General features: G+C 71.6%; 24 protein-coding genes. 20 read left to right on the top strand and 4 right to left on the bottom strand.

From position 1 onward, the window contains the following. Positions 1-151 precede the first annotated feature (151 nt). From G339_RS34675 to G339_RS36985, 3 genes are all read left to right on the top strand, one after another. Entirely contained in the window at positions 152-1,360 is a 1,209-nt protein-coding gene (locus G339_RS34675; protein ID WP_051107901.1) for a DMT family transporter, read from the top strand. A gap of 139 nt (positions 1,361-1,499) precedes the next feature. After that, positions 1,500-1,796 (top strand): hypothetical protein, encoded by a 297-nt coding sequence (locus tag G339_RS0120420; protein ID WP_019632927.1) that lies wholly within the window; start codon positions 1,500-1,502, stop codon positions 1,794-1,796. 15 nt (positions 1,797-1,811) lie between these two features. Continuing rightward, positions 1,812-3,584, top strand: coding sequence for a hypothetical protein (locus G339_RS36985; protein WP_019632926.1), 1,773 nt, complete (start codon positions 1,812-1,814; stop codon positions 3,582-3,584). A gap of 169 nt (positions 3,585-3,753) precedes the next feature. Here the strand turns inward: G339_RS36985 and G339_RS0120410 are convergent, their stop codons facing one another. Together G339_RS0120410 and G339_RS0120405 are read right to left on the bottom strand one after the other, a co-directional pair. Next, complete coding sequence (locus tag G339_RS0120410; RefSeq protein WP_019632925.1) at positions 3,754-4,233, bottom strand: YbaB/EbfC family nucleoid-associated protein; 480 nt, start codon at positions 4,231-4,233, stop codon at positions 3,754-3,756. 30 nt (positions 4,234-4,263) lie between these two features. Further along, entirely contained in the window at positions 4,264-8,217 is a 3,954-nt protein-coding gene (locus G339_RS0120405) for a type VII secretion protein EccC (protein ID WP_019632924.1), read from the bottom strand. Positions 8,218-8,616: 399 nt separating this feature from the next. On the opposite strand from G339_RS0120405, the gene G339_RS0120400 reads away from it, so the two are divergent. The 16 genes from G339_RS0120400 (at position 8,617) to G339_RS0120320 (ending at position 24,335) form a co-directional block, all read left to right on the top strand. Next, complete coding sequence (locus tag G339_RS0120400; RefSeq protein ID WP_240489861.1) at positions 8,617-8,994, top strand: YbaB/EbfC family nucleoid-associated protein; 378 nt, start codon at positions 8,617-8,619, stop codon at positions 8,992-8,994. Positions 8,995-9,113: 119 nt separating this feature from the next. Then, entirely contained in the window at positions 9,114-9,734 is a 621-nt protein-coding gene (locus G339_RS0120395) for a nucleic acid/nucleotide deaminase domain-containing protein (RefSeq protein WP_019632922.1), read from the top strand. Between the two features lie 39 nt (positions 9,735-9,773). Then, positions 9,774-10,520, top strand: a complete 747-nt coding sequence (locus G339_RS0120390) for an SUKH-4 family immunity protein (RefSeq protein WP_019632921.1) — start codon at positions 9,774-9,776, stop codon at positions 10,518-10,520. A 123-nt stretch (positions 10,521-10,643) separates the two neighbouring features. Continuing rightward, entirely contained in the window at positions 10,644-11,300 is a 657-nt protein-coding gene (locus tag G339_RS0120385; protein ID WP_019632920.1) for an SUKH-4 family immunity protein, read from the top strand. Positions 11,301-11,656: 356 nt separating this feature from the next. Continuing rightward, on the top strand, positions 11,657-12,433 hold the full coding sequence (locus G339_RS0120375; protein ID WP_019632918.1) for an SUKH-4 family immunity protein: 777 nt from the start codon (positions 11,657-11,659) through the stop codon (positions 12,431-12,433). A 19-nt stretch (positions 12,434-12,452) separates the two neighbouring features. Then, positions 12,453-15,275 carry a hypothetical protein gene (locus tag G339_RS0120370; protein WP_026341621.1) on the top strand — a complete coding sequence of 941 codons (2,823 nt, stop codon included), beginning with the start codon at positions 12,453-12,455 and terminating at the stop codon, positions 15,273-15,275. A 64-nt stretch (positions 15,276-15,339) separates the two neighbouring features. Next, the gene (locus tag G339_RS34665) at positions 15,340-16,200 is read left to right on the top strand and encodes an SUKH-4 family immunity protein (RefSeq protein WP_019632917.1); all 861 of its coding nucleotides are present in this window, start codon (positions 15,340-15,342) and stop codon (positions 16,198-16,200) included. Positions 16,201-16,503: 303 nt separating this feature from the next. Continuing rightward, positions 16,504-17,922: a type VII secretion integral membrane protein EccD gene (gene eccD, locus G339_RS0120360; protein ID WP_019632916.1), complete on the top strand. Its 1,419-nt coding sequence runs from the start codon at positions 16,504-16,506 to the stop codon at positions 17,920-17,922. 18 nt (positions 17,923-17,940) lie between these two features. Beyond that, the gene (eccB, locus tag G339_RS0120355; protein WP_019632915.1) at positions 17,941-19,377 is read left to right on the top strand and encodes a type VII secretion protein EccB; all 1,437 of its coding nucleotides are present in this window, start codon (positions 17,941-17,943) and stop codon (positions 19,375-19,377) included. Positions 19,378-19,461: 84 nt separating this feature from the next. Then, complete coding sequence (locus G339_RS0120350; protein ID WP_019632914.1) at positions 19,462-19,752, top strand: WXG100 family type VII secretion target; 291 nt, start codon at positions 19,462-19,464, stop codon at positions 19,750-19,752. A 220-nt stretch (positions 19,753-19,972) separates the two neighbouring features. Beyond that, complete coding sequence (locus G339_RS0120345; protein ID WP_084693337.1) at positions 19,973-20,287, top strand: WXG100 family type VII secretion target; 315 nt, start codon at positions 19,973-19,975, stop codon at positions 20,285-20,287. A gap of 38 nt (positions 20,288-20,325) precedes the next feature. Continuing rightward, a complete protein-coding gene (locus tag G339_RS0120340; RefSeq protein ID WP_019632912.1) occupies positions 20,326-20,616 on the top strand; it encodes a WXG100 family type VII secretion target in 291 nt (96 codons plus the stop codon). A 167-nt stretch (positions 20,617-20,783) separates the two neighbouring features. Next, entirely contained in the window at positions 20,784-21,170 is a 387-nt protein-coding gene (locus G339_RS0120335) for a hypothetical protein (protein WP_019632911.1), read from the top strand. 95 nt (positions 21,171-21,265) lie between these two features. Then, complete coding sequence (locus G339_RS36980) at positions 21,266-22,486, top strand: WXG100 family type VII secretion target (RefSeq protein WP_019632910.1); 1,221 nt, start codon at positions 21,266-21,268, stop codon at positions 22,484-22,486. A gap of 102 nt (positions 22,487-22,588) precedes the next feature. After that, the gene (locus G339_RS0120325) at positions 22,589-23,908 is read left to right on the top strand and encodes a S8 family serine peptidase (RefSeq protein WP_019632909.1); all 1,320 of its coding nucleotides are present in this window, start codon (positions 22,589-22,591) and stop codon (positions 23,906-23,908) included. A 37-nt stretch (positions 23,909-23,945) separates the two neighbouring features. Continuing rightward, positions 23,946-24,335 (top strand): hypothetical protein, encoded by a 390-nt coding sequence (locus tag G339_RS0120320; protein WP_157407913.1) that lies wholly within the window; start codon positions 23,946-23,948, stop codon positions 24,333-24,335. 67 nt (positions 24,336-24,402) lie between these two features. Here the strand turns inward: G339_RS0120320 and G339_RS0120315 are convergent, their stop codons facing one another. Continuing rightward, entirely contained in the window at positions 24,403-25,299 is an 897-nt protein-coding gene (locus G339_RS0120315; RefSeq protein ID WP_019632907.1) for a LysR family transcriptional regulator, read from the bottom strand. 214 nt (positions 25,300-25,513) lie between these two features. Between G339_RS0120315 and G339_RS0120310 the strand changes: the two genes are divergently transcribed. Beyond that, positions 25,514-26,032 (top strand): DUF6817 domain-containing protein, encoded by a 519-nt coding sequence (locus tag G339_RS0120310; protein ID WP_026341620.1) that lies wholly within the window; start codon positions 25,514-25,516, stop codon positions 26,030-26,032. A gap of 193 nt (positions 26,033-26,225) precedes the next feature. Here the strand turns inward: G339_RS0120310 and G339_RS0120305 are convergent, their stop codons facing one another. After that, positions 26,226-26,717: a WXG100-like domain-containing protein gene (locus G339_RS0120305; protein ID WP_019632905.1), complete on the bottom strand. Its 492-nt coding sequence runs from the start codon at positions 26,715-26,717 to the stop codon at positions 26,226-26,228. Between the last annotated feature and the right edge of the window lie 2 nt (positions 26,718-26,719).

The following is a 26,719-nucleotide window of genomic DNA, read 5'->3' as shown; positions in this document are numbered from 1 at the left end:
CCGCTCAGACGACCGGGTTCATCTGGACGACTGGGCTTGTTCAGGCGACCGCGTTCGCTCGGGTGACCGGATTCGTTCCGGCGACCGGGTTCGGTCGGGCGGCGGCGATGGTTCGGCAAGGGCCGAAACGTTCCGGACGTAGCGTTCGGGCATGAAGAGGACAGATGGTGGAGGGCGGCTCGCGCTCGCGGCGGCGGGGGTGACCGTCCTGCTGTGGGCGTCGGCGTTCGTCGCGATCCGCAGCGCCGGGACGTCGTACTCGCCGGGCGCGCTGGCGCTCGGCAGGCTCCTCGCGGGGTCGCTGGTGCTCGGCGCGGTCTCGCTCGTGCGCCGCGAGGGGCTTCCGCCGCGCGCGGCGTGGCCGGGCATCGCGGTGTCGGGGGTGCTGTGGTTCGGCGTCTACATGGCCGTCCTGAACTGGGGCGAGCGCGAGGTGGACGCGGGGACGGCCGCGATGGTCGTCAACGTCGGGCCGATCCTGATCGCGCTGCTCGGCGCGCGGCTGCTCGGCGAGGGGCTGCCGCGCGGGCTCTTCGCCGGGCTCGGCGTGGCGTTCGCGGGCGCGGTCGTCGTCGGGGTCTCGCTTTCCGGTGACGGGCACGCGTCGGTGCTCGGCGTGCTGCTGTGCCTGCTCGCCGCCGTGTCGTACGCGTGCGGCGTCGTCGGGCAGAAGCCCGCGCTGCGGCACGCGAGCGCGCTGCAGGTGACGACGTTCGGCTGCCTCATCGGCGCGGCGACGTGCCTGCCGTTCGCGGGCGTACTCGTCTCCGAGGCGTCGCACGCGCCGCCGGCGGCGACGCTGAACATGGTCTACCTCGGCGTCTTTCCGACCGCCGCCGCGTTCACGACCTGGGCGTTCGCGCTGGCCCGCACGTCCGCCGGGCGGCTCGGCGCGACGACGTACGCGGTGCCGGTGCTGGTCGTCGCGCTGTCGTGGCTGTTCCTGGACGAGATCCCGCGCCCGCTGACACTCGCCGGCGGCGCGCTCTGCCTGGCGGGCGTCGCACTGTCCCGCCGCCCGCGCACACCGACCCGGCTTCCAGCCGCCCCCGAGCACGCGGCCGAGCCTGAGCGCCTGGACGCGCCCGAGCCCGAGCCGGCGTCGGCGTTGGCGGCTGCGTCCGTGCCCGGACCTGCGCCCGACTCCGCGCTCACGCATGTGCCCCTGTCCGCGGATGAGCCCGCGCCCGCGCCTGCACGCACGCCTGCATCCGCTCCCGCGCCTGTGTCTGGGGTTGAGTGCGGGCGCGCCTCGGAGGCTGCGTTCGAGGGCGCGTTGGAGGTTGCGTCCGCGCTCGAAGTTGCGTCTTCGCCCGAGCGTGCGGCTGAGGTCGCCTCTGCGCCTGAGGTCGTCGACTGACGGGTTGTTGTCACTGGAACGCAGTAAATCCGGGTTTCGGATGTCTCTTACGTTAATCTCGATCAAGTCCGCTGTGGCCTGATCCGGCCAGCAGGACGTGCCCGCCGTGACCGGCGACCCCCTGACAGGAGGCCGATACGTGGCGCCCAAGAACGCCGATCCCCAGCGCATCGCCCAGCATGCCGAGGACATCACGCACGACGTCGTCCCCAAGCTCAAGAGCGCGGGCGACACCGTGAACACCGACGGGACCTACAACCTCGAAGGCGGGGACTTCAGCATCACCTGCTCGGGCGCGTCGGCGGCCTACCCCATCGCCGTCCAGTTCGCCTTCGAGGACATCAAGCTCCTGATGGAGACGGCCAAGGGCTACGCCGCCAAGGTCGACGCCGGAGCCAAGACCTACCGCCAGGCCGAACAGGCCAACACGGCCTGATCGAAGGACACCGAGATGACGACCCCGACCACGGGCGGCTCCACGACGAGTTCTAACACCGGCTCCAACACGGCCTCCAACACGGGCACCGGCTCGAACACCGGCGGCAACACAGGCGGCGCGAACACCGGCGGAGCCCCGGCGGGTGGCGCGAACGCGGGTGGTTCCGACACCGGCGCGAACGGCGGCGCGAACACAGGCTCCGGCGGCGGCTCGGGCACCGGCTTCGGCGGCGGTGTGGACACTGGGTCCGGCGGCGGCTCGGGCACAGGGTCCGGCGGCGGTGCGGACACAGGCTCCGACGGCGGCGCGGATACCGGTCCCAGCGGCGGCTCCAACACCGGTTCCGGCGGTGGTGCGAGCACGGGTACGGGAAGCGGTTCCGGCGGTGGCACCGCCACGGGTTCCGGCGGCGGATCCGGTAGCGGCTCGGGCGGTTCCAACACCGGAAGTGGTTCCGGTGGCGGTACCGGTACGGGCTCCGGCGGTTCCGGCAGCGGTTCCACGACCGGTTCCGGTACCGACTCGCGTATCCACGACGCGCGGCAGAAGGGCCTGCGCGGCGGCGGCGCGGCGGCGGGCGGCGGCATCGTCGCCGGGCTGACCGGCGGTTCCGTGGTCGGCACCGCCGACAGCCTGATGGCCGCCGCGACCGACATGGTGAGCGCGGCCGTCGTCCTGCCGCCCGCGTTGATGATCTCGTTCATGTTCCGGCTCTCGACCGGCAAGCCCGGCAACCTGGAGAAGGCCGCCAAGGACTGGAGCAAGGCGGCGGGCGAGATCCAGGAGGCCGCCGAGCACCTGCGCACGCTCGTGGAGCAGATCCCCGAGTACGCGTGGAACATGGAGGACCGCACCGCCTACGAGAACAGCGTCAACGACTTCTCGCTCCAGGTGGACGCGCTGCACAACTACCTGATGGCCGTCGCCGTCGCGATGATGACGCTGGCGTACGCGCTGTTCGCCTACGCGGTGTTCGCGATGGGCATGGCCGTCTACATCGACGCGCTGGCCGTCCTCGCGGCGGCGGCGCTCGCCAGCGTCGTCGGCTCGGTCGCCTACCCCGAGTTGCTGGCGCTCGCCACGACGGGCGCGACGATCACCAACGTCTCGACGGGCATCCTGGCCGCCGCGGGCGGCATCGCGGGCGCGGCGATGTTCGGCGGCGCGTCGTTCACCGCCGACTACCAGGGCGACCACGGCAACGCGGGCGCGGACGGGGCGTTCGACCGCGCGTTCAAGACGGGCGCGGCGGGCTCGGCCGCGAACCTGCTGCAGAACGCGGGAAACGCGGGCCTGTCGTGGCTGAATCGGTCCGGCGGCGCGACGCGCGGCGGCCTGCCGGGCGGCGGGACGTCCGGGCGGAAGGGCTTCCCGATCACCGAGATCGACCTGGACGCCGACCGCGACATCAACCGCACCTGGACGGTCGGCGGCGGCGTCAAGGCCGAGACGCCGTTCGGCGAGTCGGAGGTCGCGGGCAACGTCAAGAACGACGACAAGGGTTGGGCGGGCGGCGAGGTCGGCGCGACGCACCAGGGCGCGCTGCCCGGCGACGTCATGGACGTCAAGGGCGGCGGCAAGCTCACCTGGGACGAGGACGAGAACGTCGGCGGCGGCTTCAACGTCGGCGCGGGCCACGGCAAGTCCGGCTCCGAGGCGGGCTACGAGGGCAACTGGGACCCCAAGGGCGACTACTCGGACAAGTACGAGGCCAAGACCCCGGTCTTCAACCGCGAGGGCTCCTTCGCCGAGGCGAAGGACGAGACCCCGCCCTGGGACAAGTGATCCCCTGACACAGCGACGGCCCCCGGGAAACTCCCCCGGGGGCCGTCGCACATCCACGCGGAACCCGCCCGCACGGGCGCCGGACCCGGCCGCCGACACCCGTCCAAGCGGCCGCCGCTCGCGGCCCGCCCGCGCGGGCCGTCAGCCGGAACCCGTCAGCCGGAACCGGTCAGCGCGGTCCCGGCCGGTTCGGGCCGGTGTAGTTGTCCATCGCCTCCTTGGCGCGCTGCTGCTGCACGCCCAGCTCCCGCGCCAGGTCGCGCATCTGCCCCGCGAACCCGTTGGCGATCTTGTCGAGGGACGCGAGCGCCGCCGAGGCGTCCATGCCCTTCTCCGGGTCGTCGGAGAACTTGAACATCTTCGTGCTGGCCGCCTGCACCTGCGTCTGCAGGTCCTTGGACGCCGCGTTCACGGCCTCCCGGATCGCCTCGCTCAGCTCGGCGGAGGGGAGCCGCATCGCGCGCGGGTCCATCTCCAGCTTCGTCAGGCCGCCCTCGGTGCGGTACTCGGCGACGACGCGCCCGTCCGCGGCCTCACCGCGCCCGACGGCGGCCTTGATGTCCTCCTGCATCTTGGTGAAGTCGCCCATCTGGCGCTCCATGTCGCGCTGGAACGCTTCGAACCCTGGGCCCAGGCTGAACTCGGCCATGCGTGCCTTCCTCTTCCGGTCGGGAGCCGATCACTCGTACTGGGCGGTCTGGATGAGCCGGGTGCCGGTGCGGCGGTCGACGAGGTACCCGCGGCCGGGCGGCAGCGGGTGCCCCTTCAGGTTGCCGAACAGCGCGCCCTCGTCCTTGTTGCCGGACATCATCAGCGCGGGGGAGCCCATCTCCTTGATCCGCTGCAGCACCGGGTCGTACATCGCGCGGCCGGCGCCGCCGAACGCGCGCGCGACGATGACGTGCAGGCCGATGTCGCGGGCCTGCGGGAGCAGTTCGACGAGCTGCCCGACCGGGTTGCCGGATGTGGCGACCAGGTCGTAGTCGTCGATGATCAGGTACAGGTCGGGGCCGTTCCACCAGGACCGGTCGCGGAGCTGGTCCGGCGTCAGGTCGGCCGGGGGGAGCCGGGCCTGCAGCGCGCCGACGATGTCCTTCACCAGGCCGCCCGCCGCCGCCGACGACGCCGCGTACCCGATGCGGTGGTCGGTGTTGGCCGCGTCGAGCAGCGCCCGCCGGTAGTCGATGAAGATCATCCGGGCCTGCTCGGGCGTGTACCGCTCGATCAGGCCGCGGGTGATGCCGCGCAGCAGGTTCGACTTGCCGCACTCGGTGTCGCCGATGAGCAGGAAGTGGGACTCGGTCGCGAAGTCCAGGTGGACGGGCGCGAGGTTGTCCTCGTCGATGCCGATCGGGATGCGCGAGCCGGTCTCCGCCGGGGCGGGCAGGTCCGCCGCCGCCAGCACCGACGGCAGCATCCGCACCTTCGGCGCGGTCGGGCCCTGCCAGTTCCCGGCGACGGCCGCGACGAGCTGCTTGACGCCCTCCGCGAGCGTCGTCGCGTCCTGGTCGGCGTCCAGCCGCGGCAGCGCGGTCAGGAAGTGGTGCCCCTCGCGGGTGATGCCGCGGCCGGGCTTGCCCTCGGGGATGTTGCCCGCGAGCTTGCGGTCGATCTCCGACTCGTACGGGTCGCCGAGCCGCAGTTCCAGCTTCGTGCCCCACAGGTCCCGGATGTTCATCCGGAACTCCGACCACTTGTTCACGGTCGCGACCAGGTGGATGCCGTAGCCGAGGCCGCGCGCGGTGAGGTCGGTGAGGGTCGCCTCCAGGCTCTCGAAGTCCTGGCGGAGCGTCATCCAGCCGTCCACGACGAGGAACACGTCGCCGTAGCCGTCGCCGGTGATCTCGCCGGACGCGCGGAGCCGCCGGTACGTCGCCATCGAGTCGATGCCGCGCTCGGCGAACTCGCGCTCGCGGCGCTCCAGCAGCGAGGTGACCTCGGCGACGGTGCGCCGCACGCGGTCGGCGTCCAGGCGGTTGGCGACGCCGCCGACGTGCGGCAGGCCCTCCAGGGCGCCGAGCGTGCCGCCGCCGAAGTCCAGGCAGTAGAACTGCACCTGCTGCGGCGTGTGCGTCATCGCCAGCGACGTCATCAGCGTCCGGACCATCGTGGACTTGCCGCCCTGCGGCGCGCCCGCGATGCCGACGTTGCCGGCCGCGCCGGTCAGGTCGACGTACATCGGGTCGCGGCGCTGGTCGAACGGCTTGTCCACGATCCCGACGACGGCGTGCAGCCGGTTGCGCCAGCCCTCGTGCTGCGTCGTCAGCCCGAGCTCGGGGAAGACGGCGAGCGTCGGGAGCAGCTCGTCGAGCGTGGGCGGCAGGTCCAGCGGCGGCAGCCAGATCTCGTGCGCGGGCGGCCCGTGGCCTTCGAGCTGCTTGACGACGACGTCGAACAGCGACGCCTGCGAGTCGCCGTGCTCGCTCTGCTGCTCCTGCTGCTGGTCCTCGATGACCTGCGGCCGGATGTAGTCGGGGATGAACGGCACGACCTGCCGGACGACGCGCGCGCCCGCCTTCTCCTTGGGCTGCAGGTCCTCGTTGGCGGGGCCGGACACGTACGCGGCGCGGAACCGCGTCATCGACTCGGTGCCGAACTTCATGTAGCCGTGGCCGGGCGCGGACGGCAGTTCGTACGCGTCGGGGACGCCGAGGACGACGCGCGACTCCTGCGCGGAGAACGTCCGGAGGCCGATGCGGTACGACAGGTGCGTGTCGAGGCCGCGCAGCTTCCCTTCCTCCAGGCGCTGGGAGGCGAGGAGGATGTGGACGCCGAGGGAGCGGCCGAGGCGTCCGATCATGACGAACAGGTCGGCGAATTCGGGCTTGGCGGACAGCAGTTCGGAGAACTCGTCCAGGACCAGGAACAGCGTCGGCATCGGTTTGAGGTCGGCGCCCTGCTCGCGGGCCTTCTCGTAGTCGCGCAGCGAGGCGTAGTTCCCCGACGCGCGCAGGTACTCCTGACGCCGGACCATCTCGCCGTGCAACGCGTCGTACATGCGGTCGACCAGCGGAAGCTCGTCCTCCAGGTTCGTGATGACCGCGGAGACGTGCGAGAGCTGGTCCATCCCGAGGAACGTCGCGCCGCCCTTGAAGTCGACGAGCACGAAGTTCAGCACTTCCGACGAGTGCGTGACCGCGAGGCCGAGCACGAGCGTGCGCAGCGCCTCGGACTTACCGGAACCCGTCGCGCCGATGCACAGGCCGTGCGGGCCCATGCCGCCCTGCGCCGACTCCTTGATGTCCAGGTGGACGGGCCGTCCGTCGGTGTCCACGCCGATCGGGACGCGCAGCCGGTTGCGCGGCGCGCGCGGCCGCCACATCACGTTCGGGTCGACGTTGAACGGGTTGTCGATGCCGAGCAGCGACGTCACCGTCGTCGCAGACGACAGCGCGTCCTCCTCCGGGCCCGCCGCGACGCTCGTGCGCAGCGGCGCGAGCTGCCGGGCCAGCGACTCGGCCTGCTGGAGGGTGACCGAGTCGGGCTTGCAGATGCGCGTGCCGACGTCCTTGCCGGTGCGGTCCTTCGACAGCCGGTCGACGCGCTCGGGCGTGACGTTCAGCCGCAGCATCAGCGACTCGTGGACCGGCGCGACCGTGCCCGTCAGGTCGATGATGCAGACGCCCTCGATACCGTCCGCCGCGAGCTGGGAGTCATAGGACGCCTGCCCGCCGTCCATGATGATCACGTGGTACGGGAGGTCGTCCTGCGACAGGCCCGGCTGGAAGCGCGGCCGGTCCTTCACCTCCGAGCCGAACATCGCCTCCAGCGTCCCCATGCTCTCGCTCATCAGGCGGACGGGGCCGGCGGCGTCGGTCTCCGTCGGGTGCTGGTTGTGCGGCAGCCACTTGATCCACTGCCACCACGGCATCCGCTGCCGCGACGCGCACACCGCGATGCGCACGTCGTCGGGCGAGTGGAACGCGGCGAGCTGCAGCAGCATCGCGCGGACCATCCCGTACACCGCCTCCGGGTCGCCCTGCGGGACGATCCGCGAGAACGACTTCAGCGACGCGGCGATCGGCAGGTTCGGGACGTTGGAGTGCGTGCGGATGAACCGCCGCAGCGCGCCCGCCGCGAGCGGTTCGAGGTCCTCGATCGGCTTGGTCTCGGGCGCGATGAGCTGGACGGCGAGCCGCTGCGCGCCCGTCCCGATGCGGATCTGCCCGAAGTCGTCGTCGGACGGGCGCCGCTCCCACAGCCGCGCGCTCATCACCATCGACCACAGCGCGGACGGGTCGGGGCTGCTCCACTCCAGCGTCTCGCGCTGCGCCTGCGCGGCCTTGCGGACCTTCGCCCGCATCTGCCCGAGGTAGCGCAGGTAGTCGCGGCGCTCGTTGTTCAGCTTGACCTTGCGCTCGCCGCTGTTCTTGCCGACCTGGCCGAGCATCATGCCGAACATGGAGACGGCGAACATGCCGCCCGCCGCGTACTGCAGCGTCCCGCCGCCCCGCCCGACCATCATGAACACCATCGCGCCCGAACCCGCGAGCATCGGCAGGTAGGTCAGGACCGCCTGGAATCCCTGGGGAATGGTCTCGGGGAGCTCCGGCGGGGACTCCAGCAGCAATTCGCCGCGCGGCATGGGCGGCGGCTTCCGCCGCTCGCCGCGCCGGACGATGACCGTGCTCACGCTCGCTTCCTCCTACGGGCGGGGGGACAGGCAGAGGCCGCCTCGTGGGGCGTCCCAGGATCGCCCACGTGCGTCGACATCACCAAACCGTCACAGATGGTACGGGCATCCCACCCATGTGGACAGGAGACCTTACCGGGACGGTTCCGTCGCGTTATGCGCGTCCGGCCGGGCTCTTCGGTCGGCGGCGTCGCTAGGAGAAGACGCGCGCGGCGGCGCTCCGGTTCGGGCCGCCGGGTCGCGGCGCGGTGGTTTCGCTCCGATTCCACTAGTGGTGCTCGGCTCGTGCGTGTTTCCACCGTTATGCTCCGTTGCGGACCGTCGGTGGGCGAAAGGTGCGGTGCTGTGTCGGAGATGTCCGGTAACGAGCTGGATCGAATGCTCACGGAGACCCGCGGGGTGCTCGAGTCCATGCGGGCCGGTCGGCCGGGCCCGGCTGCCGGGACGCCCGACGCCCCCGACGTCGAGGGCACCGGCGAGGCCGCCGACGGCCGCGTGAAGGTCACCGCCGTTGCCGGGGGACGGCTGAAGTCCGTCGAACTCGACCCGCGCGCGATGCGGATGGCGTCCCAGGAGCTCGGCGAAGCGCTCGTCACCGCCGCCAACGCCGCCCTGGACGACCTGCGCTCCCGCGCCGCCGGCGCCGCCGCCGACGAAATCGTCGACACGGCCGCCCTCGGCGCCCGCGTCGAGGAGATCCAGAACGAGAGCCTGCGCCAGATGCGCGAGATCACCGCGGCCCTCTCCGACGCCGTCAACAAATTCGGCCGCGCTTGACCGCGTTCCCCTGGGCGAGGCCGAGTCGGCTGCCGCCGGCGCGCCACGACCCGCCGCCGATAGCCGGTGTTCCGTGATGGCGTTCGCGGCCGGGGCGGCCGCTGGGTGAAAGGAGCAGGGTGGGCCACACCAAGGGGCGCTCCCATGTCGCCGGGCAGGCGTCGCGCGGCGTCTTCCCCAAGATGGCCGGCGAGCTGTTCCGCATCGGTAAGGGCAAGAAGGTCACCGGCCTCGATCCCTCGAAGCTGAAGAAGGAGATCAGGGACGAGTGGAGCGGCAGGCGCAAGGGAAAGATCAAGGGCCGGAACTCGGTCAACTCGAAGAAGATAGACCCCCATGATCCGAACCTGAACGCGCGCGACCGCGAGTTGGTGGACGCGATCCGCGACGCCAGGAAGCAATTGGGGAACGACAAGCCGGGATCGAACTTCGCGGCCATCCGCTATATCGACGGCAACGGGGAAGAGCGCATCCTCGTCACTCATAACCGGGGGATGCACTCGGAGCGGTACGGGGCGAACTACCTGCTCGACGATGGTGTACCGAATGGAAATATCAAGGACGTGCTCTCCGAGCGGTCGCCCTGTATCCTCAGTCCGTGCTGCGACGGCTGGCTCGGTGAGCACACCTCCGGGGCGAACGTCAAGCATATCGTGGACTACCAGATAGGCGACAATGCCGGGAAGAACCATCGGGCCAACACGCAGATGCGGCACTGGACGAGATCCATATTCGGCTAGTCGGCTGCGGCCCGTCGGGCATGGGCGAACGGGGGGAACATGGTTGCCGACCTGAGACGTGAGACGCTTATCGGTGTTTTCGGCGCGGACGGCGTCGAACGATGGCCCGCCGCTCCTGGGGGAATCGTTGACGAGGAGGCCCGCCGCTTCCTGCTGGAGGTCGGGCTGCCGTCCGAACTCGAGCCGCCGACCGTGTCCGCGCTGCCTCCCGGCGGCGGGGGCGGCGTCGGGCTGCGCGAATTCCGGAACGAGCACGAGACGGACTGGCCCTGGTTCACAGAAGACGGGTTCGGCGGCTGGTTCCTCATCGGGTACTGCAGTTGGGCCGGGAACATCTTCGTCGACGGCGCGACAGGCGTCGTTCACTTCGTTCCGGACGCAGAAGAACCGCCGAGCCTCATGAACTCGTCCGTGCGGGACTTCGCGTATTTCATGTACGCGTTCCAGCGCGACCGCGACGCGTACACGCATGAACGGACCCTCGAACTCGCGCAGCGGGGGACACCGGGCGGGGACGACGACCGCGACCGCTTCGTGCGACGGATGCTGAACTTCCCGTCCATGGCTGACGAATTGGCGGAGGACCCCGAGTTCGTGCAGCAGCAGATGGCGTACCGTGCGACGGCGCGAGATCTCGCCATCGAGCTGCAGGCCGCGGACCCGGCTCCGTTCGCCGGGGACGCGGCGGCCGTTTTCGAACGCGATCCCGAACTCAATCTCACCGAGGGGTTCGCCGGGCCGTGGACCTACATGTTCCAGGCGATCTGCGACGGCGAGTTGGGATGACTAACGCGGTGGGCGGCTGCGGAAAGGCTCCGGGATTCGCTGGAAACGTCGGATCGTCTGTGACGGCGGCGTACAGAGCCTGTGTTGCGTCCGTCGGCCGTGCGCCGTGAACGGCGGACGATCGTGGTCCCGGAACTGACTTTCAAGACGCTCGCCGAAGAGTTCGGCGCGGACGGCGTACTGCGCGTCGCGGACGCCGACGTGCCCGCGGGGGTGACGCACGGGCCGACGCGCGCGTTCCTCACCCGGGTCGGCCTCCCGCGCGACCTGCGGGCGATGGGCGCGGCCGACCTCGACGACGGCGAGCCGTGGACGACGCTGCCCGAGCTCTACGACGACTTCGGAGCGGGCGACTGGACGTGGGAGCAGCCGGACGGGGCCGAGCACTGGTACGAGATCGCGGAGTTCTACGAGGGCGGCTCGATCCTCCTCGACGGCGCGACCGGGGAACTGTGGTGGGTGGCCGACGACGACCGGCCGCCCGCGCGGGTGCATAGCGGCGTCGACGCGCTGGCGTATTTCATGTATGCGATCCGGCGGAGCACGGCACGCTTCACGCACGCCTACACCAAGGCGCTCGCGGCCGACCAAGGCGCCGATGACACGCTCGCCTTTCAACTCGACCGGTACGAGGAAGAGGCCCGGCGGCTCGTCGCCGACCTTTACACGGCGGACCCGACGCCCTTCCCGGACGGGATCGGGGAGCCGTGGGACGAGGACGGCTTCGCGGGGCCGTGGACGGCGATCCTCATCGACGTCCGCGACGGCGCGTGGTCGTGAATGGTGTCCGTTGGCAGTCGGTGCCGGACGGCATCGCGCACCAGGCGACGAGGGACTTCCTGGCCGGGACCGGGCTTCCCGCGGAATTGGCCCCGTCCTTGATTCCCATCGAGTCGCCAGCGGACGGGAAGATTTCCGACCTGCACGTCCGCGAGAAATTTGCGTACCGCGGCGCAGGACTTGGCGATCGAGTTCCAGCGCGTTGACCCCGCTCCGTTCACCGAGGATACGGCGGAGGTCTTCTCCCCCTGAACCTCCCCGAGGACTTTGCGGGTCGTACCTCCTCCAGTTGGCGTGCGACGGGGACTTGAACTGATGTCCTACGATCGGCGGAAGCTTGTGCGGAGGTGTCGCGGTTGAAGCACGCTGATTTGGTCGAGGTGTTCGGCGTGGATGGCGTCGAGCGTTGGCCGTTGGTGCCGGAAGACGTGACCCATCCGACGTCGCGGCGGTTTATCACGGAGGTCGGCGTGCCGTCACTGGAGGCACCGGGCGCATCCGTCACAACGTCAACCGAAAACGGTGGGGCGAGGCTGCCCGCATACCGCGATCGGTGGGACTTCGATTGGCCGTGGTCGCGCACCGGAGCGTTCGATGACTGGCTCCTCGTCGCCTATTGCAGTTGGGACGGCCGCGCCTTCCTCGACGGCGTGACCGGGACCGTCCACTTCGTCCCCGACTACGACGAGCCGCCGAGGCTCATGAACTCGACCATCGAGGACTTCACGTATTTCCTCTACGCGTTCCAGCGGGATCGCGGCCGGTACGAGGACGACTACGTTCGCGTGCTCGCCCAACTGGTGTCGGCCGAAGATGATGAGGCGGCAGGTCTCGCCCGGCGGCTCCTTGAGCACCCGTCGCCCGCGAAATCCCCGGACGTCGAGTTCGTTCGGCGGGCGCTCGCGTACCCGTCGATGGCGTCCGACGACGACCGCGAGGCCGTGCTGGAACTGCTCGCCCGCACGGTCGCGGCGAAAGACCTGGCCATCGAACTGCACGACGTCGATCCAGCGCCGTTCGTCGGGGACGTCGGGGACGTCTTCTCTCGCGACCCAGAACTGGACCTTCCGTCGGATTTCGCTGGGCCGTGGACGCATATCTTCCAGTCCGTCCGCGAAGGAACGATGGCATGACCTCGGCGGGGAGGGACGCGTGGTGACGGAGGCAGCCGTGCCGGAGGACGTCGACGCCGGACGCGAGGCGGCGGCGCGCGCCGTCCTCGGCTGGCTCCACGACCGGCTGCGGCCGAAGCTGTGCCTGGTGACCGGCGCGCCCGCGACCGGCAAGAGCAGGCTGCTCGCGGTGCTCGCGGCGGCGGGCGCGTTCGACGAGCGCGCGAACGCGATCGTCCCGCTGACCGGCCTCACCCCGACGACCGCCGCGTGGGCGTTCGCCGAGCAGCTCCGGCTGCCCGGCCGGACGCCCGCGACGCTGCTGGCCGCGCTCGACGCCGACCGCCGCGACGTCACCGTCGTCGTCGCGGCGCTCGACGAGTCCGGCGTCGCGCAGGACGGTGCGGCGGCTCGCGAACTCGTGGACGTCCTGCTGCAGCCGATGCTCACACTGCCGCATGTCCGGATGCTCGTGGAGTCCAGGCCCGAAGCGCTCGACGGGCTGTCCGCGCCCGCCGAGGTGATCGGCCTGGACGCGCCCGAGTGGACGGACCGCGCCGGGTTCACCGACTGGATCGTCCGGGAGGCCGCCGCGCTCGGCGTCACCGACCCGCGCGCGGTGAACACGGCGGGCGCGTTCTATCCCAACGTCGGGCTGACCCGGCTCGCGCTGGCCGCCGGTCCCGGCGACGGCGTCGTCGGGCGGTGGCTCGCGCGGGTTCCCGCGCACGCGCGGCCCGCCGTCGAAGCGCTCGCCGAGGCCCGCGAACCGGTCGATCCCGGGACCTGGCGCGCGTGGACGGCCGCGCTCACGGGCGACCCGGCCCGCGCGGACGCGGCCGTCGCCGCGCTCGCTCCGGTCGTCCGCACCGCCGGCGACGGCCGCGTCGACCTGCCCTGCCGCCCGGTCCGCGCCGCCGTGCTCGACGCACGCGCTCCGGAGCTGGTCGCTCAGATCGGGCAGGCCATCGGTTACGCGGTCTCAGCGACCGTCCCCGGCGGCGACTGGTCGCGGGCCGCGCCCTACGCCGTCCGGCAGTTCGCGCGGCACTGCGCCGCGGCGGGCGTCGCCGACCGCGCGCTGGCCGATGCCGGCCACCTCGTCCACGGCGACCCGCGGGCGCTGACCGCCGCCGTCGAGGCCGCGGGCGACCGCGCCCCCGGCCGGCTCGCCGCCGCGTGGCGCCTCGCCGGGCCGGGGCTGTCGGTCGCGCCGCCGCCCGCGGACCGCGCCGCGCTGCTCGCGACCGCCGCGCTCGACGTGGGAGACGACGGCCTCGCGGCGCGGCTCGCCGCATTCGGCGCGGACGCCGCGTGGTGGCCCGAATGGGTCGCCGCCGGATCGCCGGGCCGTGCGCGGCCGGGACCGGTGTCGGCGCTCGCACTCCACGACGGCGAACTGCTCGCCGCCGCCGCGGACGGCCCGCTGCACCGGCTCGCGCCGACCGACGGCGCGCCGCGCGGCCGCTGGCGCGCCCGCGCCCGAACCGTCACCGGTCTCGCCGCCTCCGGGACCGACCTTCTGGCACTGGACACGAACGGCGTCGCGCACCCCGTCGAACGCCGCCCAGGCACCACCGCCCGCCCCGCCGCCATCAACCTCGACGACCCGGTCGCATCCGCCGCCGAACACGGCCCGCCGCGCCCCGCCGCATTCCAGACCGCACACCGCACACCGGAAACCCGCGAGCCCGCCCCACCCTGGACGAACCCCACCGAAGCCAGCGCCGATGCTCACCCCGTCACCACCGGCCAAGGCGTTCCAGCGAACGGCCCGCCAACACACGGCGCCGAACAGGGCACAGCGCGCCCGGCCGCCTACGAGAGCATGCGCGGCGCGCCTGGAGTCACCGAGTCCATATCGCCTTGGACGAGCCCCGCCGAAGCCAGCGCTGATGCTCGCTCCGCCACCACCGGCTCGGACGGCGCTGCACACGACGCCGAGCGCGGCACGCCGGGAACCGCCGAGCGCGCCCCGTCCCAGGTAGGCCCCACCGAAGCCAGCGCGGCCGCTCGCCCCGCCGTCACGGGCCGGGACGATGCAACGGACGTGGCGGCGGCGCACGATGCCGGGCGCGGTGCGGCACGTCCGGTCGCGTTCGAAGCCGGACGTCGTGCGGCCGGAGCCGCTGAGTCGACCTCGCCTTGGACGGACCTCACCGAAGCCGGCGCTGCCGTTCGCCCCGCCGCTGTCGGCCCGGGCAACCTGTCGGACGGCGCTGCGCACGGCGCCGAGCGCGGCGCGCCCGGAGCCGCTGAGCCCGTCTCGTCCAGCACTGGCTTCCCTCCGGCTCGTCCCATCGAGTTCGGCGTTCCTTCGCCACGCATCGGGGACGGTTCGGTCCTGGCCGTCCCACCCGGGACCACCGCGCTCGGATCTGACCGCGCCGGGACGCTCGTCGTCATGGGTGACCGCGACGGCGTGCTGCACGCGCGCCGCCCGCGCTCCGACGCGCCGGCCGAGCGGTGCGCCGCGCATCAGGGGCGCGTCACGGCCGTCGCGTGCGTGTCGGCGGGCGGCGACGCGCGCGTGGTGCTGAGCGGCGGCGCGGACGGCACCGTCCGGCTGTGGCACGTCGGCGGCGGACTGCTCGACGAGCCCCCGGCCCGGCGCGGCACCGCCGTCGCGGCCGTCGCGGCGGTGGTCCTGCCGGACGGCCCGCTGTTCGCCGCGGCGTGGGTGGACGGCGTGGTGTGGGCGTGGCACGCGGCGGGCGAGGAGATGTCGCTGTTCCCGCTCGGCCTGCCCGTCCGCGCGCTGGCGCTGGACGCCGACGAGCGCGGGGCCGTCCTGTACGTCGGCACCGGCCGGGGCGTCACGGCGCTGCGGGCGCGCGGCGTCCTCGCTACACGGCGCGGGTGACGGCCGGGGCGGTCGGTATGTTGCAGGAGACCGGACGGCGGGCGATACGAGCGGGGTTCGAGGGATGACGGCTGATCTGCGGGAACGGCTGGCGGCGCACTTCGGAGACGAAGGGCTCCGCCGCTTCGCGCCCGCCGAACTGGACGGCCTCGCGCTGCCCAGGGACTCCGCCGCGTTCCTGCGCGACGTCGGGCTGCCCGCCCACGTCTGGCCGTACTTCGTCGCGAACGACGGAGACCCGCTCGGCCTCGCCGCTTACACGGACCTGATCGGTTTCCCCGACCCGGACGCGGCGGCGGCGTCCTGGTGCCGCGTCGGCACGGACCAGGGCGCGGAGATGTGCGTGGACGGCGACGGCACGGTCCGCGCGGTGTTCGTCGTCGCCGACGCCGACCCGATGACCGTGAACCGCGATGTCGCCGCGTTCGCCGCGTCGCTGCTCGCGCTGGACGAGGCGCTGCCCGCGCTGCGCGCGCCGGGCGACCGCGCGCCCGTGGACGTGTTCCGCGATCTGCGCGGGCGGCTTCTCGCGATCGACGCGACCGCGCTGGACGACGCGGAGGCGTGGTGGCCGCGCGTCCTGGAGACGATCCGGCACGCGCTGAGCTTCCCGGCGGGCGTCTCGTTCGAGGTCGAGGAGCCCGGCGGGCGGCGGCGCGTCGAGGCGGAGACGGTCGCCGTCGGCGTCCAGCACCCCGAGCACACGCTGTGGGACCGGTTGGAGGCGCAGGGCGTCCGGCCGGAACAGGTCACACGCGTCCACACCGAACTGGAACCGTGCTTCATGCCCGGCAACTACTGCGCGATGTGGCTGACGAACTTCAGCGAGGCCGAGTTCACCTACAGCTTCGACTACGGCCTCACCGCAGCCGAACGCGAGGAAGGCGTCTTGGAGCTGATGCGCTCCGCCGCCCGCGACACCTAGAAGTTCCGAACTCGTCGAGGACGAGAGGCGTCTGACTTCTCGCGATCGGGTCACGATCGTGTGAGAACGTGCTGGATGTCCGCGGTGACTGCTACGGTCCGTGCGCCGAATGTCAGGACGGGGGTGTGGAGCCGTGCGGCGACGGACGGGGGCGATCCGCTTGCGCGATGACAGGTCGATTTGCCTACTGTTGGGATCGCTAGTCTGCTTCGCGCCACCTGTCCGACGACGGGCGGTGCGGCCGACGTGGCACCATTCCCCGTTGTCACCCCGCTCCCGTACCAGACAACTTGCGAGGAAGTCGTGAGCGCGCCCCCTGGAGCCGACCTCTGCCGGATCACGCTCGTCGGACCCAAACGCCGGGTCGACATCGCGCTGCCCGCCGACGCGACGTTCGCCGAGCTGTACCCCACGATGCTGCACTACGCGGGGCAGAACCTCGCCGACGCCGGGCTCGCGCACGGCGGCTGGGTGATCCAGAAGCTCGACGAGGCTCCGTTCGACCCGTCGAGCACGCCGCAGCAGGCGGGCGTCCGCGACGGTGACCTCCTTTATCTGCGGCCCCGCATGGCGCAGCTTCCCGACCTGGCGTTCGACGACGTCCCGGACGTCGTCGCGACCGCCGTCAACGACCGGCCCGACCGGTGGCGGCAGGACGCCGCCCGCCGGTTCGCGCTCGGCTGGGGCGTCGGCGGGCTCATCGCGGGCGTCGTGATCCTCGCGCTGACCGGCCCGTCGGTGTCGACGGCCGCGGCCGCCGGGCTCGCCGCCGTACTGCTGCTCGCGGGGGCCGTCGCGCTGTCGCGCGCGCTCGCCGACGTCGGCGCGGGCGTCTGGGTCGGCTACGCCGCGGTCCCGTACGCGTTCCTCGCCGGCCTGTACGCGCCGTCCACCGATGAGCGCGGCGCGATGCTGCTGAACTTCTTCCACGGACTCGGCGCGGTCAACTGCGTCGCCGGGTTCGGCGCCGTCGTGCTCGTCGCGACGATCGCCGGGTTCGCCATCGCCGACGCGCTGCCCGTCTTCTACGGCGTCGCCGTCGCCGCGCTCCTCGGCACCCTCGACAGCGCCATCCCGCTCGGCCTCGACACCGACGCGGCGGGCGTCGGCGCGATCACCCTGGTGATCGCGCTCGCGCTGACGCCGCTGCTGTCGGGCGCGTCGATGCGGATGGCCCGCGTCGCGCTGCCGCCCGTCCCGAGCAGCGCCGACGACCTGCGCCGCGACACGCTCATGGTCGACGGCCGCCAGGTGCTGAAGAACACCGTCCGCGCCGACCGGTTCGTCACCGGCGGCGTCGCCGCGACGGGCCTCGTCGCGATCGGCGCGTTCATCCCGCTGGCGTTCCACTCCGGCTGGCTCACCCTGGTGACGACCGCGGTCTTCGCCGTCGTGCTGCTGCTGCGCGGCGCGCGGTTCTTCACCGGCCGCGCGCAGAAGCTGTGGCTGCTCGTCCCCGGCGCGATCGGCCTCGGGCTGCTGGCCGTCGGCGGCTGCGTCCACGCCGACTCGGCGAACAAGGCCGTGCTGCTCGTCCTGGTCCCGACGCTCATCGTCTCCGGGATCGTCGTCGGCGTCGGGATGTGGCTGCCGAACCACCGGCCCACCCCGTTCTGGGGCCGCGCCGGGCAGATCCTCGAAATCATGCTCGTCGTGGCGACGATCCCGCTCGCCCTCGGCGTCGCGGCCGTGTTCGACTACGTCCGCTCCATCGCCGGCTGATCCGGGAGAACACGTCTCATGCAGACGAAACGGGACCTGCTCCAGGCGCACCGGCTGATGACGCACCGGGCGTCCCAGGCGCTCATCTTCGGTCAGCCGGACAACCCCGAGCAGCCGCTGCGGCGGCTCAACGTCGGCACGTTCGCCGGGATCATGGTCGGCGTGCTCGTCGCGGCCGCGTTCGGCATCGTCGGGCTGATCTTCGGCGGCGGCACCAAGGGCATCACCGACGGCGGCGTCCTCCTCATCGAGAAGGAGACCGGCAACCGCTACGTCTGGTGCAAGTCGGACGCGACGAAGGACGGCAAGGCGCTCTGCCCCGTCGCGAACTACGCGTCGGGACGGCTCGCCGTCGCGGGCGGCTCCGGCGAGTTCAAGAAGAAGTCGGTGTCGTCGAAGTCGCTGTCGAAGTTCCCGCGCGGGCAGCTCATCGGCATCCCCGGCGCGCCCGACACCGTGCCGGACAAGAAGCGGCTCGTCGGCGGGCCGTGGTCGGTGTGCGTCCGGCAGATCGACCGGGGCGGCGTGAACAAGCCCGTCGTGTCGCTCGTCGGCGGCCAGGACGTCGGCGGCCGGACGCTCGACGCGACCACCGGTGTCGTCGTCAGCGCCGGGTCCACCGGCAACTTCCTGATCTGGAACAACCAGCGGATGAAGATGTCCGACGCCGGTATGACCGTGCTGCAGGTGTCGCAGCCGACACCGGTGTCCAGCGCGTTCGTCAACGCGCTGCCCGCCGGACCGGACTTCGCCGCGCCCGCCATCCAGGGCTACGGGCGCCCGGCGAACCTGCGGGGCGGCCTGCGCGGCACGATCGGGCAGGTCTACGCGGTCAAGAGCGCGACCGGCGGCGGCGACCAGCCGTACGTCCTGCTCGCGGACGGCGTCGCGCGGATCTCCAAGGTGCAGGCGGCGCTGCTCCAGTCGTCGGCGGGCTACCGCCTGCGGCACGACGTGCCGCTGGAGGCGTCGGCGGTGACGAGCAACCGCTCGTCGAAGAACCTCCTCGACACGAACCTGCCGCAGGAGAGCATCAAGGCCGGGACGTTCAGCGCGTCGGACTCGCTGTGCGTCGTCTATCCGGACGCCGCCAAGAGCAACGACCGGGCGAAGCTGAAGATCGGCGGCGGCAAGGACCTGCCCGCGCCCACCGGCGCCTCGACCGGCACGGGTGTGGACAACGTCGTGCTCCCGCCGGGCAGCGCGGTCCTGGCGGGCGTGCTCCCGGCCGGCGGATCGGTGTCGGCGATCAACAGCTACTCGTTCGTCTCCGACGACGGACGGCGGTACCCGCTGAAGTCGCCCGACACCGCGAAGGCCCTCGGCTACTCGATCTCGGCGGACGAGAACGACTCGGTGCCCGTCCCCGCGAATCTGCTGAACCTCGTTCCGCAGGGTCCGGTCCTCGACCCGGCGAAGGCGGTCCTGCCCGTGAGCGGAACGACGACAGGATGACCAATAAATGGTCAAATGTTACGGACCGGTCGATCCGGTCTTGCTACAGTCTCGACCGCAATAGGCCGTGACGAAGGAGTTCTCGTGAGTCAGGCGTTCAGTACGGACTATCAGGCGATGCAGCAGGCCGAGCAGATGTTCGAGACCAAGCATCGCGAGATGGTCCAGCTCCTGGACACGCTGGAAGCCGATCTCCAGAGCGGTCTCGCCCGGTGGGAGGACGACGCCAGGGACGCCTACTTCGAAGCGCGTGCGAAGTGGGACAAGGCCGCACGTGACCAGGCGAAATGCGTCCAGGAGTTCTCCGAGTCGATCGGCACCGCACGGGACAACTACCAGAGCGCGGAGCGCTCGAACACCGAACAGTGGGGCTGAGTGCCCGTGGTCTCCTTCGATGATCGGAAAAACCCGGCGAACGGCCGAACCTTTCGGCGGGTGGCCCCGTCTCATCCGATGTGTGACCATTGGTGCTGGTTTCGCGGTTCGTCGTGCCGTCGTACCGGACCGGGCTCCCCAGGTTGACACCGGTCGATGGTGCACAGCGGCACCCGCCGCGCCACACACGAGCTCACAGGCTACTCGGGAAGGATGACTGATGGGTCAGAAGTCTTCGGTCGACAGAGCGGAAATGGCCCAGGCGGGCCAGCGGGTCGAGTCCGCGGCGCAGGACCTCCGCAAGATCCAGGGCGACCTCAGCCAGGAGCACGCCCAGCTCTCCGGCCGCTGGATCGGTGAGGCCGGCAGCGCCTTCACCAAGGTCTACAACGAGTTCGACGGCGAGCTCGGCAAGGTGCTCGAGGTCCTCAACCAGCTCCACGAGAAGCTCGTCCAGACCAAGATCAACTACGAGGCCAGCGAGCAGCAGCAGACCGAGGCCGTGAACCGCATCGCCGGTCTGCTCAACGGCTGACCCACCCCCCACACCCCCCGGGACGAGACGGAGGAACAATGAGCTACAGCTCGATGGACTTCGGCGCCATGCAGCAGGCGTACGCGGCCTTCCAGCAGAAGTACAGCCAGATGCAGTCGGAGCTCGACGACCTCGAGAAGTCGGTCGAGAACAAGCTGGCGCAGTGGGAGGACGACGCGAAGAACGCCTACTTCGACGCCAAGCGCCAGTGGGAGGCGTCCGCCGCCGACATCGGCCGCATCCTGCAGCAGCTCGGCGCGGTCATCAACTCCTCGGCCGAGACCGGCCAGCACACGGTGAAGTCGAACGTCAACCTGATCAGCGGCTGACCTCGCGCGGCTGAACCCGCCATGACCGGCCGACCGCGCCCCCGGCGCGGTCGACCGGTCTCCCGGCGGAAACACCTGGGGCGTTGTGCATCGTCCGGCCCCAGCCTCTGATCACCAGTCAGGACCACAGCACGAACGGGTCCCCGCGACCCCCACGGGAGGTTCACATGGGCGCTGGACCAGGCAACAAGAGCGAGATCGACCGGGACGCCGCCAAGAAGATCCTGAAGATCCTCCAGGACAACCTGAACGAACTGCAGAACGGCGACGGCTCGGCCGGGGACGTGCAGCAGTTCGGGAACGTCACGGCGCAGCAGCTCGGCGCCGGCTTCGCGACCGCGCAGCACCTCGGCACGAACACACAGAGCGCGTACACCGTCATCAACGGTCAGTACAACGCGTTGATCCAGAGCTACCAGGCGGTCATCAACTCGTTGAACCAGGCTGTCGGCAATCACGTGAAGTCCGAGGACGAGAACACCGCGACCGTCAACAGCGTCAACACCAGCGTGGCGCCTCCGACCCCGAACTATGGGAACACGTCGGCGTACTGACAGCGCGCTTCGTGGAACGGGAATAGACGATGACGACACCGCAAACGCATAACATCCGCAAGGGCGGCATCAGCTCCACTCCCTTCTCTGGGGGCATGGACGAGATGAACCGCATTCTGGACAGCACCGACCCGCAGAGCGTGATCACCGCGGGGAAGACCTACCAGTCCGCGGCCAAGAAGCTCAACGAGGCGGCGGCGGTGCTCCGCACCCAGGCCAAGAACCTTGAGAGCGTCTGGAAGGGCGACGACGCCGACGAGGCCGTGAAGCAGATGGGGCGCCTGCAGACGTCCGCCGCCAGCATGGCCCAGGTCGCCAACGAGACGGGCAACGCGCTCAGCGCGTTCGGCCCGCAACTCGAGTGGTACGTCGAGCACCGCCCGAAGAAGGGCTTCTTCGGCCACATCAGCATGCCGAAGGCGGACAAGGGCGACGCCGCGGTCTTCGCGGCGGGGACGATGGTCGCCGGTCCGATGGGCGGCACGATCGCGCTCGGCGGTAAGACGATCGGTGAGGCGCTGGGCCTGTTCGGCGACGCGGAGAAGGAAGCGGCGCAGGAGCACATGAACCGGCTCGGCGGCCGTGCCGTCGAGGCGAACAACGCCCTGCCCACCAGCGTGACGACGGATCTTCCGCACAGCCAGCGCGATGGCGGCATCCCGAATCCGCCGCCCAACGGGGGCGTCCCCGGCGGCGGAATCCCCGGCGGTGGTGCAGGCGGCGGCCTCGGCGGCGTCGGCGGTGGCGCGGGCGGCAAGATGCCCGACTACTCCGGCGTCCCGGGCGGCGGCGGTTCGGGCCTCGGCGGCTACCCCGGCGGTGGTGCGGGCGGCGGCCTGGGCGACGGCGGCGCGGGCGGCGGCCTCGGCGGTATCGGGGGCGGCGGTGGCGGCATCGGCGGCTACCCCGGTGGTGGCGGCTCCGGTTCGGACCTGGCCGGTGTCGGCGGCGGCGGCGCGGGCGGCGGCCTCGGCGGCGACCCGTTCGGCCTCGGCGGCGGTGGCGGCGGCCTCCCCGGCGGCGGTGGCGGCGGCCTCGGTGGCGGCCTCGGCGGCGGCGGTCTCGGTGGAGGCGGCCTCGCGGGCGGGCTCCCCGGCGGCATGGCCGGCTCCGGGCTGCGCGGCGCGGGCGCCGGGTCCGGCCTCGGCGCAGGCACCAAGGGCGGCGCCGGCGGTGCGGGCGGCGCGCCGATGGGCGGTCGCGGCGGTGGCGGCGGCAAGGGCGAGGAGGAGCACGAACGCTCCACCTGGCTCGTCGAGGACGAGGACGTGTGGGGCGGCGGCGACGGTGACACCGCGCCCCCCGTGATCGGTTGATCGGACCGCGTCTCCAGCGGTCCGTGACGAGTCGGCGTGGGTGGTCCGGAATACTCGGACTGCCCACGCCGTATCGCTGAGTGAGGTTGTGCTGTGCGACGGATGACACGATGGCTCGCCGCCACCGGCGCGAGCGCGGTTCTGGCGCTGACGACCGGGATACCCGCGCACGCCGCGCCGCCCGCCAACGAAGAGTGGTGGTTCGCCGCCTGGGAGGTCCAGCAGAAGGTCTGGCCGGTGTCCAAGGGAGCCGGTGTGACCGTCGCCGTCATCGACTCCCCGGTCAACACGAAACTCCCCGACCTCCAGGGCGCGCTCGTGCCCAGCCCGGACGACGGGAAGCCTCAGGCGACGGATGAGGACGGGGAGAATCACGGCACGCAGATGGTCTCCCTCATCGCGAGCCGGGGCGTCACCGACAGATTCTTCGGCCTTGCTCCCGAGTCCAAAGTGCTGCCGCTCGCGGATGACAACTACGGTCGGCTGCTTCCGGAGTCCATTCGATATGCCGCTGACCACGGTGCGAAGGTCATCAGCATGTCGATCGGCGCGCCTGGCGCGTGTCCGCCGGACCTTCAGCAGGCCGTCCACTATGCGCTTCAGAAGGACGTCGTCCTGGTCGCGGCGGCGGGTAACAGCGGGGACAAGGGCAACATCCCGGAGAACCCGTCGAACTGCGCGGGTGTCGTCGCCGTCGGCGCGGTCGACTCGAAGAAGCAGGCGGTCGCCGAGGCGCAGCACAACGAATACGTCGCCGTAGCGGCGCCGGGCGTCTATGTCGGCGGGATCAGCTACAGCGGGAAGATTCTCTATTCAAGGTGGGGGACGAGCCCCGCCACGGCCCTGACCTCCGCGACCGTCGCGCTCGTCCGTGCGAAGTTCCCGCAGATGTCGGGCCGGGAAGTCGTCCAGCGGATCATCAACACCGCGAAGGACGCGGGCCCGCCCGGTCATGACGAGCGCACCGGTGCGGGCGTCATCATCCCCGCCGCCGCGCTGACCGCGAACGTTCCCAAGAGCGCGCCGAACCCCGTCTACGACCGCTACGACAAGTGGCTCGCGTCGCAGCCCAAGTCGGTGCAGACCAGCAAGCCGGTCACCAAGTCCGAGGCCACCAAGGACGCGGACAAGGCCGACCAGCGCACCAAGATCCTTCTCGCGGTCGGTGGTGGAGTCGTCGGACTCGTCATCATCGTCGTGATCCTGGTGGCCGTTCTGCGCGGGTCGAAGAAGACCCCGCCGAACGGCCCGTCCGGTCCGCAGGGCGCCCCACCGGCGTTCGGCGGGCCGCCGCAGGGGCAGCAGCCCCCGCCGCAGGGGCCGCCGGTCCAGCCGCACCCGGGCCAGGGCGGGCAGTTCCCGCAGCAGTACGGACCGGGGCAGCCCCCGCAGGGGCCGCCGGCCGGTCCGGGAAGAGCGTGATCCCTCCGACCACGACACGAAGAAGGGCATCTTCGACGTGAAGAAGCTTCTATTGGTTCCGGCCCTGGCGCTGGTCCTCGGTGCCGCCGCGTGCGGCGGGGACAAGGACAAGGCCGCCGACCCGCCGTCCGCGAGCACCGCGCCGTCCAACAGCGCGGCCGCGGGCGGAACCCCGTCGGAGCAGGCTCCCGCCGGAGGCGCGCCGACGGTCACGCCGTCGTCGTCCGCGGGCGGCGGCGAGGGCGGGGCTTACCAGCAGGACATGAACAAGATGGCGGCCTGCCTGCGCGAGAAGGGCTGGAACGCCAAGGTGCCGGACGGCGGCGGGTACCCCGTGATCACGGGTGTGAAGGACTCCGAGCAGGCGAAATTCCAGAAGGACAACAAGGAGTGCTACAACAAGTACATGACTCCGCCCGGCGGCTGATCCCGTCGGTTCCGGCATGAACCGGGGGCGTCCCGAACATCGGGACGCCCCCGGTTTCCATTTGCCGTCATGGCGTGGGGGCGGCGCGCAGGTCCGTGACGAGTGCGGCGAACTCGGCGGCGGACGGGCTCAGCGCCGTCCACTGCCGCGCCGCCCACCCGACGCTGATCGGCGTCAGCGCCGGGATGGGGACAGACGCGACGGGCGCGCCGCCAGCCGTGGGCAGGCGCGGCAGAGACGGCAGGACCGCATGGCCGACCCCCAGCTCGGCGAGGAGCACCGCGGTGTCCCAGTCCGCGACGCCGACGGGTTCGGGCGGCCCGCAGCCGAGCCGGACGAACTCTTCCTCCAGCCGGCGGCGCGACGCCGAGTTCTCCGGATGCGCGATGTAGCGGATGCGCGCGAGGTCGGCGGGCCGGATCTCGTCCTCGGCCGCGAGGGGATCGTCGGCCGCGACGACGAGGACCCACGGCAGGTCGACCACAGGCCGCTGCTCGACGCCTGGCAGCGGTTCGCCGAGGGTGATCCAGGCGAGGTCGACGTGTCCAGCGCGCAACAGCTCGACGCAGCGGCGCGTGGACTGCGCGGACCTGAACTCCAAAGCGGTGTCGGGGCGACGTCCGCGGAACTCCGTGATGGCGTCCGCCATGAAGTGCCGGACGGTGACGCCCCCGGTGGTGATCCGCACCGTTCCGCCGCCTCCGTCGCGGAGTTCGCCGAGGCGGCGCAGCCCCGCGTCGAGTGAGGCGAGGCCGCCGAGAGCCGCCTGGTACAGGACGTGTCCCGCGGTGGTCGGGACGACGCCGCGCGGACGCCGTTCGAGGAGCGGCAGGCCCGTCTCGCGTTCGAGCCGCCGGACGTGCTGGCTCACCGCCGACTGGGTGCGCCCGACGTCGCGGGCGACGGTGCTGAGGTTCCCGGCCTCGTAGACGGCGATGAAGACGCGGAGGTCGTCGAGGGTCATGGGACGAAAGGTAGAACTAAGGCATCTCCAAGGAAACCCATGAATTGACTGGGGTCGCCGCGCCTCGGAGGATGGAGGGCAGGGAAGCCGTTCGCGCGGTTTCCGAGTTCGGCGGCAACCCGTCCGCGTTCCGCGCGGGCGTCGGCCGGTGTCCCGGGGCATACGGCGGGCGCGCGACAGACGTCGCGGGCGGGTGCCGACCCGAGGAGGCCGGTTGTCCGAGGAAGCCGCACGCGCGCTCTTGGCGGAACGCGGAGCGCGCGACGTTCCGCATCCAGGCGGAACGCTGGCCGTCCACCTCGATCGCGTCAACGCGCTGCTCGCCGACTGGGGCGCGGGCCCGGCGCTGCGCCTGGCCGGTTTGTGCCACGCCTTCTACGGCACGGACGGTTTCCCGCGCACGCTGGGCGGCCTCGACCAGCGCGACGTCCTCGCCGCCGCCATCGGCCACGACGCGGAGGCGATCGTCCGCTTCTACGCGGGCGTCGACCGGGCATTCTCCTACCCGCGCCTGCTGGACGGCACCGTCCGCGACCGGTTCACCGGCGAAGTCCTGCACCCGCCCCACGCGCTGCGCTGCGACTTCGCCGAGCTGACGGCCGCGAACGAGATCGACGTCCTGCGCCACGACGCCGACCTGCGCACCCGTCACGGCGCTGCGCTCCGAGAGCTGTTCACCGCCTGGTTCCCACTGCTATCGCCGCAAGCGCAGGCGGCGGTCCGAGAGATGTAGCGCGCCGCTGGTCGCCACCGCTGTCTTCGCGGGCGGGCGCGGAGATGTAGGGCGCGTTGGCAACCGCCTGGTCGCCATTGCTGTCCTCGCAGGCGCGGGCGGTGGTCCGAGAGATGCAGCACGCGCCGGCAACCGCTGGTCGACCCCGCTGTCCCCGCAGGCGCGGGCGGCGGTCCGGGAGATGTAGCGCGCGTCAGCCGAGGAGCATGTTGATCGCCTGGTTGATCAGCTCGTCGATGATCATCCCGGTGATCTCCTTGAAGATGGGAATCTCCGCGAGCGACGCGCCGAACGTCGCGACGGCCGTCGCGGCCGCCTGCGCGATCTCGATCGCGAGCATGACGAGCTGCACGATCACCTGGATCTTCAGGGCGAGGACGACGCCCGCGCAGATGAGGAACGCCGCGCCGACGGCCGTCGCGCCCATCGCCGCGTCGCCGAGGATCGACGCGGGGGCGTCGTCCTCCGACCACGCCTTCTGGAACGCCTCGATGTCGTCGCCCTGGTTGGACGACGGCACGCGCTGCGCGGCGCCGTCGATGTCGGACGCGATGGACCGCACGGTCCCGGAGAAGTCCATCCACGTCGAGCCGAGCTGGAAGAGCTTCGTCTCGTCCGCCTCCGGCCACGTGTAGCCGAGCATTCCGAGCAGGCTGATGAGCTCACCGGGGAGTTGGAGGCCCATCC

This window comes from Actinomadura atramentaria DSM 43919 (assembly GCF_000381885.1).
Classification (GTDB): Bacteria; Actinomycetota; Actinomycetes; order Streptosporangiales; family Streptosporangiaceae; genus Spirillospora; species Spirillospora atramentaria.
The sequence above is the reverse complement of the archived record's forward strand: the minus strand, read 5'-3'. Positions and strand labels throughout refer to the sequence as shown.

What these genes read in the sequence shown, in the direction of transcription:
- G339_RS34675 (WP_051107901.1), top strand. Translation starts at nt 152, where the DNA reads ATGAAGAGGACAGATGGTGGAGGGCGGCTCGCGCTCGCGGCGGCGGGG.
- G339_RS36985 (WP_019632926.1), top strand. Translation starts at nt 1,812, where the DNA reads ATGACGACCCCGACCACGGGCGGCTCCACGACGAGTTCTAACACCGGC.
- G339_RS0120410 (WP_019632925.1), bottom strand. Translation starts at nt 4,233, where the DNA reads ATGGCCGAGTTCAGCCTGGGCCCAGGGTTCGAAGCGTTCCAGCGCGAC.
- G339_RS0120390 (WP_019632921.1), top strand. Translation starts at nt 9,774, where the DNA reads ATGGTTGCCGACCTGAGACGTGAGACGCTTATCGGTGTTTTCGGCGCG.
- G339_RS34665 (WP_019632917.1), top strand. Translation starts at nt 15,340, where the DNA reads ATGACGGCTGATCTGCGGGAACGGCTGGCGGCGCACTTCGGAGACGAA.
- eccB (WP_019632915.1), top strand. Translation starts at nt 17,941, where the DNA reads ATGCAGACGAAACGGGACCTGCTCCAGGCGCACCGGCTGATGACGCAC.
- G339_RS0120345 (WP_084693337.1), top strand. Translation starts at nt 19,973, where the DNA reads ATGGGTCAGAAGTCTTCGGTCGACAGAGCGGAAATGGCCCAGGCGGGC.
- G339_RS0120340 (WP_019632912.1), top strand. Translation starts at nt 20,326, where the DNA reads ATGAGCTACAGCTCGATGGACTTCGGCGCCATGCAGCAGGCGTACGCG.
- G339_RS0120335 (WP_019632911.1), top strand. Translation starts at nt 20,784, where the DNA reads ATGGGCGCTGGACCAGGCAACAAGAGCGAGATCGACCGGGACGCCGCC.
- G339_RS36980 (WP_019632910.1), top strand. Translation starts at nt 21,266, where the DNA reads ATGGACGAGATGAACCGCATTCTGGACAGCACCGACCCGCAGAGCGTG.
- G339_RS0120325 (WP_019632909.1), top strand. Translation starts at nt 22,589, where the DNA reads ATGACACGATGGCTCGCCGCCACCGGCGCGAGCGCGGTTCTGGCGCTG.
- G339_RS0120315 (WP_019632907.1), bottom strand. Translation starts at nt 25,299, where the DNA reads ATGACCCTCGACGACCTCCGCGTCTTCATCGCCGTCTACGAGGCCGGG.
- G339_RS0120305 (WP_019632905.1), bottom strand. Translation starts at nt 26,717, where the DNA reads ATGGGCCTCCAACTCCCCGGTGAGCTCATCAGCCTGCTCGGAATGCTC.